Consider the following 14,893-nt stretch of genomic DNA (forward strand, 5'->3'; position numbering starts at 1 on the left):
TCTCCACCCCATGCGACGGATCCGTCGAACCATCCGAGTTCAGCCACAGCGAACCCCCGCACGGCGCCGGGAAACCCCTGCCGAACGCCAGCAGGTCATCCCCCACCGCCCGCAAAAACGCATCGTTCTGCACCGAACCCAACACATACGCCGCAGGATCCGTCTGATGCTCAACAGCCATTGCACGTCCTTCCTCATTGAATGCCATGGAATGTCACCGAAACATGTCACATTGCAACCGTTACGGGCGGAACCTTATCGGCCCCGCGTTGACATCAGTATATGAAACCGCTTTCATGAATGCAAGTCGGCCTGTCGCGCCGGCTTGGTCCGGCCTGATGCGGCCCAACGTGACTCACCCCGGCCCACCCCAGTCCCGCCCCAGCCACCCGGCCCAGTCCGACAAACAATCGGCCCCATCTCCACGCAAACCGGCGAAATTCCGCCATCGGGCCCCGAAATCCCCCAGAAAGTTTGCCACCCGAACAGCCCAGCCCACCTCGACACGCCAACGTTCGACCACACCCCTCGACGGAATTGACCCACGCTTCCCGCTCCTTCACCATGGACGCATCCGCACCCAACAATGCGGCCCACGAGAAGGGAACCGACATGGCAACGACGCCCATCGCACCGGACGATCTTTATTTTCATATTACGAAATTAGGGACATTCTCCAACATTACATTGATTGTTGGGAAATATCATCATACAATAGAAGCATCGGCTACGTCATGAAGGTCATGGTTCACCCCCGGGTTCATCAACGCCATCCTGACGTTACCGACGAGGACGTCTATGCGGCTTGGATCAGTTGCATCAAGTCGCTCATGCGTCCGAACACACACAATCTGATCGGGGTCGGCTACGACCTCAGTGGGCGGCTGTTGGAGTTCACGGCCCACCCCTCGCAGGACGGCACCGACTGGCTGGTGTACCACGCCATGCGATGCACCCGGAAAACGATGCTAGAGCTCGGCATCATACCGCCGCATCACGCAGCAAGGAGAGCATCATGACCACAGCGCACGGCAGCAACGAAGAACCAGCCGACCGTCCAACGCAAGGCACGCCGATCGTGTTGGAGGACGGCACCGTCCTGCACAATCCCGACGGATCGGTGATGACCGAGGAGCAGATCGAGGCGGATGCCGAAGCCTTCGGACACCGCCCATGGTCGAAGCCGGGCGAATCCGGACCGATATTCGACGGATTGCCGCCGGAGGCCCGGGGCCCGGTCGAGTTCGTCAAGGTCCGCGGCCGGCCGAAGATCGATCCCAAGGAGGAGGACCCCGCCCAGACCGTATCCTTCAAACTGCCCCGAGAGCAACTGGCCAAGCTGGACCGCGTGGCCAAGGCGCACGGTCATACGCGCTCCGAGCTGCTGCGCATCGCGGTGGACCGGGTGCTGGAATTCGCCTAGCCCATACGGCCGGTCGATCGCACCTACGGGAGACGACAGGCACAGTCCGTTCGACATTCTCCGCGATATCCCCCGGCGCCCCGGCATCCCTCACGACACGCGCAGTGCTCCTAGTGCTCCCGGCGGATGCCGCGATGCCGGCGCCCGCAGCCGTACCGTCGTCAGGCCACGGGTGCCGCGGCGACGCCCATCGTCTGCGATGCAACGGACTTCCCGGCGGCAGGCGCGGTCGTGGATTCGCGCAGGATGAGCCTGCCCTCCACCACCCGGCATTCCGGTTCGGGCATCTCCTCGCCGGCCCGCTTGGCCTCGATCTGCGCATACAGCATCTCGAACGCCGTCGCGCCCAGCTCCACGAAGTTCTGGCTGTACGTGGTCAGCGGCGGGTCCCACATGCGGGAGAACGTCTGGTCGTTGTACCCCGCCACGGACACGTCCTCGGGCACGCGCACGCCCTCGTCCCTCAAGCCCTTGATGAGCGAGATGGCGGTTTCGTCGTTGCCGGCGAAGATCGCGGTGAGGGACGGATCGTGCGCCAGCCTGCGGCCGAGCGCCACGGACTCCTCCAGATCGGTGCCCACCTGATACGCTTCTACGGCCTGAATGCCAGCGTTGCGCATGGCGTCCCGCCAACCCATGGTTCGCGTGTTGTTGTTGGGGCCTTCCGGGCGGTGCACGTGCACCACATTGCGGTGGCCGAGGCCGAACAGATGCTCGGTGATGAGCCGGCCGCCCTCGCGTTCGGAGGGAATGACCTGATAGGGGGCGTCGCCGCGCGAACCGCCGACAAGCACCATCGGCACATCCTTGGGGATCTGGTGGAGCACCTGGATGGCAATCTCGTCGGATTCGCTCACGATCACGCCGGCCGGATTGGCGGACAGCACGCGGCTGATGGTGCTTTCGATCTCGTCGTCGGAAATGCCGTCCAGCGAGGTGACGCCAAACAGGAAGCCGTGGTCGCGCGCGGCGTGCTCGGCGCCGCCGTTGATCTCCGTGGTGGCCCAGTACGTGCTCAGGGAGGTGAGCATGGTGACCGAGTCCATGACCTTGTTGGCGAGTGCCCTGGCCACAAAGCTGGGCTTGTAGTCGAGCAGTTTGATGGCCTGCGCAATCTTCTCGCGCTTTTCCGCACTGACCTTGGCGGTGCCGTTGAGGTAGCGCGACACCGTGGGCACGGACACGCCGGCGAGTTGGGCCACGTCCTTGATGACCGGCGTGCTGCGCTTACCGCTGGGAGGCATCGTCATCACCCTGCCCTGCTCCATAGGGACGCTCCTTTACGTGTTTCATGGCGATCGTCTAACTCCTTGCATTATAGGGCTTTTCATATGTGATAGCGATTTCATCGGTCAGTTTCATAGCGGTTTGTCCACCGGAACGAGACTGATTGGTCAGCCTGCCTGAACAGACCGGACCGGACAGGCAGGACATGCCGGGCGATCCGGCGTCAGGACTCGATGCGCACGTTCTCCGCGTTAGGGCCTATCCGGATGCCGGCGGCCTCGGCGTCCGCGCATGGCACGCCGTCCCGCGTCAGACCGCGAACGATCACGTCCCGCACGGGGTGGTCGGCGTCGTACCCGGCAATGATCGACAATTCCTCACCGGACCCGCCCTGAACGTTCACATCCTCAACGAGTACACGTTCCACGAGCCGCCCGGGCCGTGGGTTGTAGTCCCTGTTCCGCTTGGTTTCCACGTCCAGCACGCGCCCGTGGCTGAAGCGCTCGATGCGGATGCCCCGCCATGTCACGTCCCTCACGGTATTGGCATCCCCGGCGTTGATGGCCATCACGCCCAGATAGTTGGTCTGGTATTCGTTGTGTTCGAGCACGTCCACGTTCTCGAAGGCGATGCGCTCGATCACGTCGCCGTCGTGTTCGTGGTCGCCGTGCGTGCCGATCATCATGGGGTGCGCCACGTCCGCCCACAGCACGGCGTTGCGCACGTTCACGTCCGAGGTGCCGCCGCGGTAGTCCCAACGCGAGCCGTACACGGCAATGCAGTCGTCGGAGGTCCTCAGGAACACGCCGTCCACGGTCACGCGCCGGCAGGCCATCATGTCCACGCCGTCGCTCCAGCCTTCGCAGCTGAACGACTTGACGTTGCGGATCGTCACATCCTCGCTGGCGCCGAGCATGACCGTGTAGTGCGGCGGATTGACGAAGACGGGACCGTCGATGGTGACGCCGCTGGAGTGCGCGATGGTCACGCCGCTCAGTCCGCTGAACCGTTTGAAATCGGCCTGATAGAACACGCCGCGTCCGCGGATGGCCACGTTGCACTGCCCGCGGATGCGGAAGGCGCCGTCAAGGATCACGCCGCCTTCGAGCACGATCTCCACGTTGCCGGGCAGGTCCATCACGCAGTCCTCGATGCAGTAGTGCGCGCGCCTGACGAGCACGTTCACCCTGCGGTCCGGGTCCGCGCCTCGGGCCGCTTCGATGCGCCACAGCACATCCCGGCCGAAGGTGTTCGCCCTGTTCGGATTGCCTTCCACGGTCACGTCGAAGCCTCTGGATTCCCCGTCCGGGCCCGGGCTCGGCAGTCGGTCCATTTCGGCAAGGTCGCCGGCGAACAGGTGCAGGTTGCCCATGCGATTGCAGTTGATCTCCACCGAGCAGTTCACGGGACGGTCGAGCGTGAAGCGCACGGCACGCTGCTCCACGACGGTCGCAATGCCCAGACTCAGCGGACGCACCTCGGCCGTGTAGAACGCGTTCCAGCCGACAGGCGTGACCTCCACCTCCACGGCCCCCGCGGAGAAATCGGCGTCGAAGTACACCATGGACGCGGCGTGCACGTCATGCATGTCCACCTTGACGCGGTACGTGGGTACCTCGTGCCACGCGGATTCGCCGCCCTCGCCTCCGGCTGCATCCGCATCGGCCGGTCGCACGCGCACCCGCCAGTCCTGCTGCAGCATCGCACCGACAGGCACGGGATAGGTCTCGATACGCATCCTTGCATCCTTTCTTTCCCAGCACCGTCACCGCATCGTCACCGCACCGTGCGGAAGCACAGTACGCACACGGCTGCGGCGGTCAGCACCACGAATCCCATGGGGAACAGGCTCGCATAGCCGAATGCCTTCACCAGCGCACCGGCGAGCAGCGGGGCGCACAGGTTGCCCAGCGAACCGCAGGCGTTGAGGAACGCCAGATCATGCGCCCGCGCGGTGGGATTGGGCAGCACGGAGATCATGATCGCCTGATCGAGCGAACTGAACACGCCGCCACCGAACGACGAGAGCACGAAGTACACCGCGTACGCCAGCGGCGTGGGCGCGAAGAATGGCAGCCAGCACGGCAGACCCACGGTGAAGATGGCCACGGCCAGGGGAATCTTCACGCTGCTGAACCGATCGGCTATCGGCCCGGACAGCGCGCAGAACCCGATGGACAGCACCAGTCCCGGCACGGACATGACGCCGATCCACCAGCCCGCAGACTCGTCCGACTGACCCATGTAGTCGGTGAGCGTGTACAGCCGGTACAGGCCTATGCCACCGGGCAGCATCCACAGGAACAGCAGCACGGCGGCCAGCCAGTAGTCGCGGCCGGCGTGCGCGGGAGGCAGGAACGCCCTCAGGCGCGCCTGCACTCCCCCGGCGCTTCTCGCGGGCCACGGCACATCCCGGTTGGAACGTTCACCGTTGATGAGCACGGCGGCCAGCGACAGCACGTCGAACACGCACAGGGCCACGACCACGCCGAGGCTGATGTTCGTGACGAACATGGCCGCCACGATCTGCGCCCCCTGCAGGCCGAACTGCCGGCCCACGCCGTACATGGAGGAGACCGTGCCGCGCCAGCGAGGGGAGACCTGATCGGGCTGCCACGCGCACCCGGCGGACAGCATCACGTTGTAGACGGCTCCGTACGCCCACCACACGGCGAGCACCACCGGCAGGCTGTCGGAAAAGGCGAACACCGCAAGCAGCATGGTTCCGAGCACCACACCGCCCACGAGCCAAGGTGAACGTGCGCCGATGCGGCTGCGCGTGCGGTCGGAGAACATGCCGCCCGCCATGCCGGCGACGAGCGAGATGAGCATGGTGACCGTGGAGACCATGGCCACGATGGAGATCTTGTTCGCCGGGTCGATGAGCTGGATCTTGGCCGGCAGCAGCACCGCATGCAGCGAGGTGAACGCCCACATCCAGCCGGCGCCGCCCACCATGAGGCTCAGGCCCGGTCGCCATGGGAACCGTTCGGTTTCAGGCTTCTGCGTCGCAGACCACCCCGTCGCATGACCGTTCACGAATGACTCCTTGAACCGTTGAAATCCCGTATGCTGAAACCGCTTTCTTGCGATGACGGAAGTTCATGATAGCCAACGCCTGGACCAGACGCGATTGGTTCCAGCCCCTCCGCTCACTGGCCGAAGCGCCACATGCCGTTGACCAGCGCCACGCCAAGCCCCCACAGGGCCGGGACGAACAGCGCAACGGTGGGTCCGATCAGCGGAATGCGCGTGAGCAGCAGGCAGACCGCCAGCAGGAACAGCCACGTCAGCGGCAGCCAGATGCGGCGGACCATCGCCATGAGAGATGCGGTGACCAGCCCGATCAGCCCCTGATCCCCATGCCGGCCATCCTGCGCAAGCACGCCCGCCGCCGTGAGCAGCAGGGCCAGCAGCACACCGAGCACGATCGCCGGAACCATGCGGGACACCGAGCCACCGGCCAGCGCAACGTCGTATGCCACGAACAGGCCGACCGGGAACGCCAACGCCCACAGCATCCACAGCGCCCGGGGAGCGTTGCGGATGGAGGAGAAGAAGCCGCGGGCCAGATGGCTCGGATAGCCCTTCTCTGCAAGGATGTCCGTGGATGCAGTCATGAGACCGCGCAGCATGGGGCCTACCGTGACGAGGCTCGCCACACCCAGCCAGATGGCCAGATGCGTGGACTGCCAGCCGACCAGCAGTTCGAAGGCGAGCTGCGGCAGCAGGAGGAGCCAGGCGCATACGGCCGTCACGAACACGCCCCACACGGTGAGGACGGTCTGGGAGACCGGCGAATCGTACGCGACGAAACGCCGCACGGCCTGCCCTGCCTTGGCGAAGATGTTCATGACGACTCCTTTCCTGCGGATTCTTACGTTCGTGGTATGTGCGTCCGCCCCGCGTTAGGGAGGGGACGCGGGAGCGAACGATGTCAGGCGATAGTTATTGTCGTCCCGCGCGAACGAACGCACGCACGAGACGACAATAACCGGACTTGCAGAGAGTGCCTCAGCCCTTGACGGCTCCGCCTTCGGCCCTGCAATCATGGACTCGCCCTACGGGCGAGACCCAGACCGACCTTCGCGGCCCACAACGGCCGCTCAGGCCAAGGCTACGAAAAGCCCACAGGGCTTTTCGCTTAACGCCTCAGCCCTTGACGGCTCCGACCGCCATGCCCTTGATGAAGTAGCGCTGGAAGGCGGCGAAGATGATGATGGACGGGATGAGGGAGATGATCGCACCGGTGTAGATGAGCTCCCACTGGGAGGTGAGCAGGCCCACCATGCGGTTGATGGCCACGTTGATCGTGCCGGCGGACGTGGAATCGAGCATGACCAGCGGAATGAAGAAGTCGTTCCAGAAGGTCAGTGCGTTGGTGATGATGAACGCCGAGGTCACGGGCATGAGCATCGGGAACACCACCTGCCAGAAGGTGCGCAGCTTGCCGGCACCGTCGATGGACGCAGCCTCCTCCACCTCGATCGGCACGCCCTTGATGAACGAGCAGTACAGCAGGATGCCGAAGCCGGCCGCACCGCCGAGGTGCACCAGGATCACGGCCGCGAGCGTGGAGTACAGGCCCATCATGTCGAACATGCGCACCAGCGGGATCATGCGCACCTGGAACGGGATCATGAGGCCGGAGATGAACAGCAGGTAGAAGAACCCGGAGAGCCTGCCACCGATGCGCTCCACGCCGTACGCGGCCATGGGCAGGATCACGCACAGGATGAGCAAGGTCACCACGGTGATGATCACGGTGTTCATGGTGGCCGCGAGGAAGTCGGTCTCCTGGAACAGGCGCACATAGTTGTCGAGGTTGTAGTGGGTGGGCATGCCCATCGGGTCGATGGTGATCTCCGAGTAGCTGCGGAACGACTGCAGGAACGCGTAGAACACCGGGTAGGCGACGATGCAGAACAGGATGGCCGTGACGACCATGCAGACGATCTCGCTGACCTTCCAGGATTCCTTCTGCTTCTTTGCCTTCTTCTTGGCGTTGGCGGGCTTGGCCGCTGCGATTGACGCGCTCATGCCTGGATCTCCCTTCCGCGCATGTACTTGTTGGTGATCACGGTGGTGATCATGACGATGATGAACAGCAGCACCGCGGCCGCCGAACCGAAGCCGGCGCGGTATTCGCCGAAGCCGAGTCGGTAGATGAAGAACGCCATGGTCTCGGACACGAAGCCCGGGCCGCCGCCGGTCAAGACCTGGATCTGGTCGAAGATGACCCAGCCGCCGATGAGCGACAGCGTGAAGTTCACGGTCACGGAACCGGCCAGCATGGGCCAGGTCACATGGCGGAACACCTGCCAGCCGCTGGCGCCGTCCACCTCGGCCGCCTCCACAAGCTCCTGCGGCACGGACTGCAGGTTGGACAGGTAGATGAGTGTGGTGTTGCCGCCCAGCGTGAAGCAGATGAGGAACAGCAGCACCCAGACCACAATGTGCGAATCGCCGAGCCAGTCATGCACCCAGCCTTCGAGGCCGATCTTCTTCAGGATGGAGTTGACGGCGCCGAAGTTGTAGTTGAGCATGTACTTCCAGATGGTGGAGGCGATGAACGCGCTCACCAGCGAGGGCAGGTACACGATGGTGCGGAAGAAGCCGGAGAAGTGGTGGATGTGGTCGAGCAGGAGTGCCATCACCAGCGAGATCACGTTGATGATGAACGCCGAGCCGATGCCCAGGATCAGCGTGTTCTTCACGGCGTTCCAGAAGCGCCCGGAGGTGATGATTTCGTGGTAGTTATCGATGCCGACCCAGTTGTAGGTCGGGGAGATGCCGTCGTAGTCGGTGAAGCTCAGCTGGATGGACTGCAGCGACGGGATGATGACGATCGCAAGGAACACGATCAGCATCGGGAGGATGAACAGGAACATCATCCAGCGGTTGCGACGCTGCTGTGCGTGCAGCCCGGCGGCTTCCTTGGCCGCCACCTTGGATGCGCTCTCGGTGGAATGGCTCACGGTCTTGGATCCTTTCTCGTTCGGGGCGGCCATGGGAACGGGCCCGGCCCGCTGGGGCGCGGACCCGTTCACTCATCGGTTCGCCTGCCGGTTCGGGGTTATCGCCCGATCAGCCCTTGATGTCCTTGTCGAACTCGGCCTGCACCTTGGCGATGGTGTCGTCGATGGAGGCCTGGCCGTCCTGCATGGCGATGCGGGACTGACGGAAGAACGTGTTGAAGGTGGAGAAGGACTTCCACGGCTGCTCATTCACGTACCACTTGAGCTTCGGGTTGTCGAGCAGGGCGTAGTAGTCGGTGGAGCCGGGGATCTCGGTGTTCCGGGTGACCTTGCTGGCGTCCTTGATCTGCGGGGACATGGTGCCGGCCTTCTCGATGGTGTTGGCGCCGTCCACGGAGTAGTAGTACTTGAGGAAGTCCACGGCGATGTCGTACTGCTTGCCGTTGTCCTTGGCCTGCTTGGAGATGGCAAGGCCCTGGCTGGAATCGCCCACGGAGTTCTTCAGCACGTTGAGGTTACCGTCCTTGTCCGGGATCACGAAGTAACCGGCCTGGAAATCGGGCTTGACCTTGTTGATGTCGCGCAGACGGCCGAGGCCGGAGGACGTGGTGGCCATGACGGTCTGGTTGTTCACCAGCAGCGTGGTGGTCTGGGCGTCGAGCGTGGACTGCCAGCCCTTGAGCACGTAGTTGTCGGTAATGTCCTTGAGCGTCTGCAGGTCCTCCTTGAGGTCGGATACGGAGGCCTTGCCGTCCTTTACGTCGGCCCAGAAGCCGCCGTCCTTGGCGGAGTGCTTGGCGAAGGTCTCGGAGGCGATCGGCTTCCACAGCTGATCGGACGGCCACACCTCGCCCGCGGCGGTGGCGAGCGGCGTCTGCCCCTTGGCCTTGACGGCCTTGAGCAGGTTGACGAACTCGTCCCACGTGGTGGGCACGGACAGGTTGTTGTCCTTGAAGTACTGCTTGTTGTAGACGATGCCGAAGCCCAGCTCGCCGTTGTTGGCGGTGGACGGGGTCAGGTAGACGTTGCCGTCCTTGTACTTGCTGTAGGCATCGCTGTCCACCAGGGAGGTGACCTCCTCGGGGATCGGGGCGAGCTTGCCGGCCTCGATGTAGGTGACGGTGTCGCGCATGTCCACGATGGCCGGCCAGTTGCCGGTGGCGTCCATGGTCTTCATGGCGGTGGCGTAGTCGGAGCCGGACGGGATCGGCTCGGCCACCACGGTGCCCACCTTGTTGGGCAGCTTGTTGTAGGCGTCCACGACCGCCTTGACGGTGGCGTTCCAGGTTTCATCGCCGGTGGCGTACAGGAAACGGGCGCTGTCCTTGCCGCCCGCGGTCGCGGCGCGGGACGAACCGCATGCGGCCAGACCGACGGTGGCGGACAGGGCGGCGACCACGGCCACACCCTTCGTCAGACGATTGAACCAAGTATTGGACAACATTGTCGTTCCTCCTACTTTCTTTGCTTACCGCCCCGAGACTGCTTGGGACAATAAATCCAAAGATCTTCTTTGAATCTTCTTGCCGGCCCCTCATCGAACCGGATGACTTCACTATACCCTATGAAAGGGGTTTCAAGCAACTTTCAAAGCGGCGACCGAAGCCTGTCCACCCAAGGGCCGTATGCCGTGGAACGAAATTTAATACAACGCTAAACTTATTGAAAAATCATCGATGTAACTAATTTCATAATTACCTTTCCATGAGGCATTTTTCACCCACAACAAGGCCTCATTTTCATGAAATCGATTTCTTACCTCGGCGTGTCGCACTCGTTTGCCTTCGCCCGCGGCCACCACGATCCCGTCACCGTCCCCCGTCCGTCGCTGTCCCGCTTCCGCAACCGTCCCGTTCCGTCGCCAGTCCGCTCCAGCCCATCCGCAACCGTCCCATTCCGCAGCTAGCCCGTTTCACAGCCGTCCCGCTCCGATCACGGTTCGCCGACTGTTCCGGGCATCGTCGCATTCCGGTCGCATGCCTCACTGACCATGCATCCGACCGTTTGCACGGATGCGCACCCGACCGTCCGGCCGGCCGTACATCCGACCGCCCGCCCCAGTCCGGCTCCCCTCATGTTCATGCCAGCCCGAATGCCAACCCAACTCCCGATACTCCAACTCCGAGCAACAGCATGAACTGCACGGCCCGCGCGCGGCGCGCCCTCTCTCTATCCAATCCTTCCAACCTGCACCCCCAATCTCGCAAACTGGAAAGAATGACCGCCATTCCGGCCTCGAACGAGCCCGTTTCCCGGTCATTCTTTCCAATCTGCATCGCAGGGCACGCAGATTGGAAAGAATGAACAGCCAGCACCGCGGCACAGCGCGCAGCACAGCAACACAGCGTGCAGCACAGCAGCACAGCGCGCAGCACAACCATGCAGCCCGCAGTCTCCGGACCGCCGCCTTCAGCTCACCGCCTCGCATGATCGGTCCAACCTGTGCCTTCCAAATCGCAGGTTGGACCGATCATGCGAAAAAACAGCCGCTTTAGAGCCCAAAAATCACACGATCGGTCCAACCTGCACATTCGCGCGCACAGGTTGGACCGATCATGCGAAGGCGAAACGAAAGCGAAAGCAGCGGCAGGGCCGTTCGCACAGCCTCATCTCACCGAGACATCCTCGAATCCGTACAGCCATGACAACGACAACCGTCGCGTTCTGGCAACTCCGGACAACGGCCCGACGAGGTGCACCCGGCGGCCAGTCCGGAGAGAAAGACCGCCAGCCCAGTCAGCACAACCTGTCGCGCCATGGCAACAATGCCGTGAAACAGCCTGCCAGCCATGCCGCCAGCCAAGTTCGCGCACCCCCCCCGCAACCCGCAAATCACGGCAGCTCAGCGCGACGCCCCACCACCAGCACCAACCAATGCATCCGCACCCGGCGGCAGGATCGACTGTCTGACCGTCAGATGCGTGGGCAGCGTGCAGTCGGCGGAACACTCCCCCAAGCCCATGCGCACGGCCGTCTGTCCCAGTTCGGTGAACGGCACGTGCACGGTGCTCAGCGGCACGATGAGATCCTCGGCGTAGGGCATGTCGTCGAAGCCGCTCACCGAGACCTGCCCGGGCACGCTCAGGCCCAGCGTGCGCAGGCCGACGATCATGTCCAGCGCAAGGGCATCCGTGGACGCCACGATCGCGGTGAACCGGGCGCCGGCCGTGTACATGCCGATCAGTGCGTTCACGTTTTCTTGCCGGTCATCGCTGCGGTCGATGTCGAACCGCGGATCGTGTTCCAGTCCCGCCTCCTCGAGCGCGCGCCGGAATCCCCGGTAGCGCGCGGCGAACACGCTGGACATCTCCGCCTTGCCGGCGAACAGGAAACGCCGATGCCCCTGCGCGATCATGTACGCGGTCATGTCGTGGATGCCCTGCTCGTTGGCATAGTCGACCACGCCGATCTCCGGCGCGAGCATAAGTCTGGGACGACCGGCGACCACCACCTTGGTGCCCACGCTGGAAAGCTGATCGATCGAGGCGTTGAGCACTTCGTCCTGCTCGCGGTCGGTGGCGGCATCGGCCAGCATCACCGCGATCTTGGGACGCTGGGAGACCAGATCGCTCACCACGCGTGCCAGACCTCCAGTCTTTCGGCCGGTGGAGATGAGGCGGAAGGTCATGTCCCGTTCGCTGGACTCCCTCTCCACGCCGGACATGATGTTCGCGTAGGTGCCGCCGGTGATGACGCGCACCACCATGGTCACCGAATTGGGCGGCGTAGTCAGGGCCAAGGCGTGAGCGTTGGGCACGTAGCCCAGATCGTTCACCACCTTGAGCACCTTCTCGCGCGTAGCCTTGGAGACGCTGCCGTTGCCACGCATGACGCGCGAGACGGTCGCGGTGGAGACACCGGAAAGCCGGGCGATGTCCGCGATGTTCGTCTGCCCGGTCTTGGCGGGTCCTCGTCTGGCACGATGGGACGGCTCAGAGGCCGGCACCGGCACGGCTTCGGACTCAGGCATGGACATGGAGCACCTCACGGGTCGTTCACGGCGACGCAATGATTGCCGCCGTTGTTATGAAACTGATTACAACAGGCACGGGACATGCCGCCCGGCATATTTCCGGTTCACACGATGATTTCAACGCCAACTTGTGAACCGGGAAACCATACAAATATGAACGTCACCACACATCGTCAACGGCCTCATTGCTCAAGTCAAACGATGCAATTCGCACATGGCTTCCGGCTCACACGATGAACGCGAATTCATCGTGTGAACCGGTTATCTTCTTTCAGGCCCCAACAGGCACCCTGACGACCGGCACGAACTCCTCCGCCCATGCCGCCACACTTTCCACCAGCCGCTCCGGCAACTCAAGCTGCAGGTAATGCCCGTGCTCGCCGCCCCACGCCTCGGCGCGGCACGGCACAACGTTCAGGTTCAGTTCCCGCTCCATGGCCGCACGGTCCTCGGTGCGGTAGATGCCCAGCACAGGCCGGGTGCGCTTCGCCGCCACGAGCCGTGTGGCCGGGCAGAGACCTATCTGCACGGCGGACAGATATTCGTCAAAATAGTAATCGGCCAGCGAGAACGGGTTGGTACGCTTCACATCCGCCAGCACCGCCTCCCGCGCCGCATCCGGCAGGTACGAGGAGAACGCCCCCTGGAGGAACCGGTTCATCGTCTCGTACGGGTGCTCGCGCAGGCCGGCAAAATCAGCCCGGTGCTGCGCCACTTCCTCGGGGGTATCCGGCGCACCGTAGGCCGGGTCGATCACCACCTCGCCGTCCAGTAGCTCCGAGTGTTCCGCATTGAGCAGCAGCGAGAGCTGACCGCCCATGGAATGCGCCACCACGATGGTGGGCGCGTCGGGATCCCCCTCCCCCGCCACCACAGTGCGGATGTATTCCACGAGCGCGTCGGTGGCATGCCGGATGGTGAAGGGCTCCTCGTTGCGGTGGGCCCCATGCCCGGGCAGTTCAAAGGCGAACGTATGCCAGCTCTCCGGCCAGCGGACGCCGTCCCATGCACGGGCCGATCCTCCCCAGCCATGGACCAGCACTACGTTGGCCTTGTCGCAGGCCTGCAGCGTTCGACGGTCCCCACATTCCTCAACCGCACTTGGCATAGCGTGTTCTCCTAACGAATGGCAACGATCAGACGATCAGACGATCACAAACGTGACCGGGTGAATTGAGACAGGAAAGGCCCATCGCAGGGGCAAGCCATCCTCCGGCCGCGGTCTTCCAGACCGCTGCCTTGTCGGAAGACCGCAGCGCCGGAAGAACATGCCCTGACTTGCGATGGGCCCGACCTGCATCCGTCCCGCCGTCCGCCACCCCGCACGCGACGCCCGCGGACGCGGGAATACACGGAATCGGGAACGGCACACGGACGGCCGAACGGATGCAGGCCGCTTTGAGGCATCAGCCCTTGACGCCGCCGAGGGCCACGCCGGTCCTCCAGAAGCGCTGCATGGCGATCATTACCACGGCGAGCGGGATGATGGACAGCACCGAGCCGGCGAGGGCGATGGTGGTCGGGTCGAACAGGGTGGACTGCTTGGTCTGCATGAAGCTGTAGAGGCCCAGGGACAAGGTCCACTTGTCGGCGCCGCGCAGCATGGTGATGGGCAGGTAGAAGTTGTTCCACTGCATCACGAAGGTGAGGATGAAGATGGTGGCGGCCGGCGTGGGCAGCAGCGGCATCACGATCCTCGTGAAGATGCGGGTCTCGCCGGCGCCGTCGATGCGCGCGGCCTCGAGCAGCTCGTCAGGCACGGAACCGTCGATGTACTCCTTGGCGAGGTACACGTCGAACGCGTTGACGAACGAGGGGATGAGCACGGCCCACACGGTGTCCGTCAGGTGGAGCCCGGCGAACAGCAGGTAGAGCGGCAGGGTGAGCAGGGCGGTGGGGATGAGGAAGGAGAACATCACCAGACCCATCTCCAGGCCGCGTCCGCGGAACTCGAACTTGCTCAGCGCGTATCCGGCCATCAGGGAGATCACCATGCACACCAGCGAGCCGACGCCGGCGTACAGGATGGAGTTGAGCATCCACTTGAAGAACACGCCGTTCTCGTAGGTGAACAGCTGCTGGAAGTTCTCCAGAAGGTGGTTCTCCTGACCGAACCACAGGCCGTTGGTGTTGTAGAGCTCCACGCGGTTCTTGGTCACGGAGACCACGAGCCACCACAGCGGGGCGATGGAGTAGAAGGTCAGCACCACCAGGGCGACAATGATGCCGGGGCGCGTCCACTTGGACTTGCGTGCCGGACGGGTCTTGGGTTGCATGATCGCGGTGCTCATC

12 protein-coding genes and 1 pseudogene are annotated in these 14,893 nt (G+C 63.6%); 2 read left to right on the forward strand and 11 right to left on the reverse strand.

The window, feature by feature from the left end; all coding sequences use genetic code 11:
- Positions 1–181, reverse strand: a pseudogene (locus AC1AZA_RS09410) (AGE family epimerase/isomerase); the annotation flags it as partial.
- 553 nt (positions 182–734) lie between these two features.
- Here AC1AZA_RS09410 and AC1AZA_RS09415 point away from each other — a divergent pair.
- Complete coding sequence (locus AC1AZA_RS09415) at positions 735–1,019, forward strand: hypothetical protein (RefSeq protein WP_476514404.1); 285 nt, start codon at positions 735–737, stop codon at positions 1,017–1,019.
- Positions 1,016–1,423 carry a ribbon-helix-helix protein, CopG family gene (locus AC1AZA_RS09420; protein WP_476514405.1) on the forward strand — a complete coding sequence of 136 codons (408 nt, stop codon included), beginning with the start codon at positions 1,016–1,018 and terminating at the stop codon, positions 1,421–1,423. The genes AC1AZA_RS09415 and AC1AZA_RS09420 overlap by 4 nt, the downstream gene beginning before the upstream one ends.
- 161 nt (positions 1,424–1,584) lie before the next feature.
- Here the strand turns inward: AC1AZA_RS09420 and AC1AZA_RS09425 are convergent, their stop codons facing one another.
- The 10 genes from AC1AZA_RS09425 to AC1AZA_RS09470 all read right to left on the reverse strand — a co-directional run bounded on the left by AC1AZA_RS09425 (position 1,585) and on the right by AC1AZA_RS09470 (position 14,892).
- Positions 1,585–2,667, reverse strand: a complete 1,083-nt coding sequence (locus AC1AZA_RS09425; RefSeq protein WP_476514449.1) for a LacI family DNA-binding transcriptional regulator — start codon at positions 2,665–2,667, stop codon at positions 1,585–1,587.
- A gap of 206 nt (positions 2,668–2,873) precedes the next feature.
- Complete coding sequence (locus AC1AZA_RS09430) at positions 2,874–4,388, reverse strand: glycosyl hydrolase family 28 protein (protein ID WP_476514406.1); 1,515 nt, start codon at positions 4,386–4,388, stop codon at positions 2,874–2,876.
- A 38-nt stretch (positions 4,389–4,426) separates the two neighbouring features.
- Positions 4,427–5,689, reverse strand: a complete 1,263-nt coding sequence (locus AC1AZA_RS09435) for an MFS transporter (RefSeq protein ID WP_476514407.1) — start codon at positions 5,687–5,689, stop codon at positions 4,427–4,429.
- A gap of 113 nt (positions 5,690–5,802) precedes the next feature.
- Positions 5,803–6,504, reverse strand: a complete 702-nt coding sequence (locus tag AC1AZA_RS09440; RefSeq protein ID WP_476514408.1) for a hypothetical protein — start codon at positions 6,502–6,504, stop codon at positions 5,803–5,805.
- Positions 6,505–6,802: 298 nt separating this feature from the next.
- On the reverse strand, positions 6,803–7,690 hold the full coding sequence (locus AC1AZA_RS09445; protein WP_476514409.1) for a carbohydrate ABC transporter permease: 888 nt from the start codon (positions 7,688–7,690) through the stop codon (positions 6,803–6,805).
- Positions 7,687–8,628 (reverse strand): carbohydrate ABC transporter permease, encoded by a 942-nt coding sequence (locus AC1AZA_RS09450; protein ID WP_476514410.1) that lies wholly within the window; start codon positions 8,626–8,628, stop codon positions 7,687–7,689. The genes AC1AZA_RS09445 and AC1AZA_RS09450 overlap by 4 nt, the downstream gene beginning before the upstream one ends.
- Before the next feature lie 109 nt (positions 8,629–8,737).
- Positions 8,738–10,072, reverse strand: a complete 1,335-nt coding sequence (locus tag AC1AZA_RS09455; RefSeq protein WP_476514411.1) for an ABC transporter substrate-binding protein — start codon at positions 10,070–10,072, stop codon at positions 8,738–8,740.
- 1,398 nt (positions 10,073–11,470) lie between these two features.
- Positions 11,471–12,598: a LacI family DNA-binding transcriptional regulator gene (locus tag AC1AZA_RS09460; RefSeq protein ID WP_476514412.1), complete on the reverse strand. Its 1,128-nt coding sequence runs from the start codon at positions 12,596–12,598 to the stop codon at positions 11,471–11,473.
- A gap of 274 nt (positions 12,599–12,872) precedes the next feature.
- Positions 12,873–13,709 (reverse strand): alpha/beta fold hydrolase, encoded by an 837-nt coding sequence (locus tag AC1AZA_RS09465; RefSeq protein ID WP_476514413.1) that lies wholly within the window; start codon positions 13,707–13,709, stop codon positions 12,873–12,875.
- A gap of 298 nt (positions 13,710–14,007) precedes the next feature.
- A complete protein-coding gene (locus AC1AZA_RS09470; RefSeq protein WP_476514414.1) occupies positions 14,008–14,892 on the reverse strand; it encodes a carbohydrate ABC transporter permease in 885 nt (294 codons plus the stop codon).
- Position 14,893 lies beyond the last annotated feature (1 nt).

The organism is Bifidobacterium sp. LH_389, assembly GCF_056357235.1.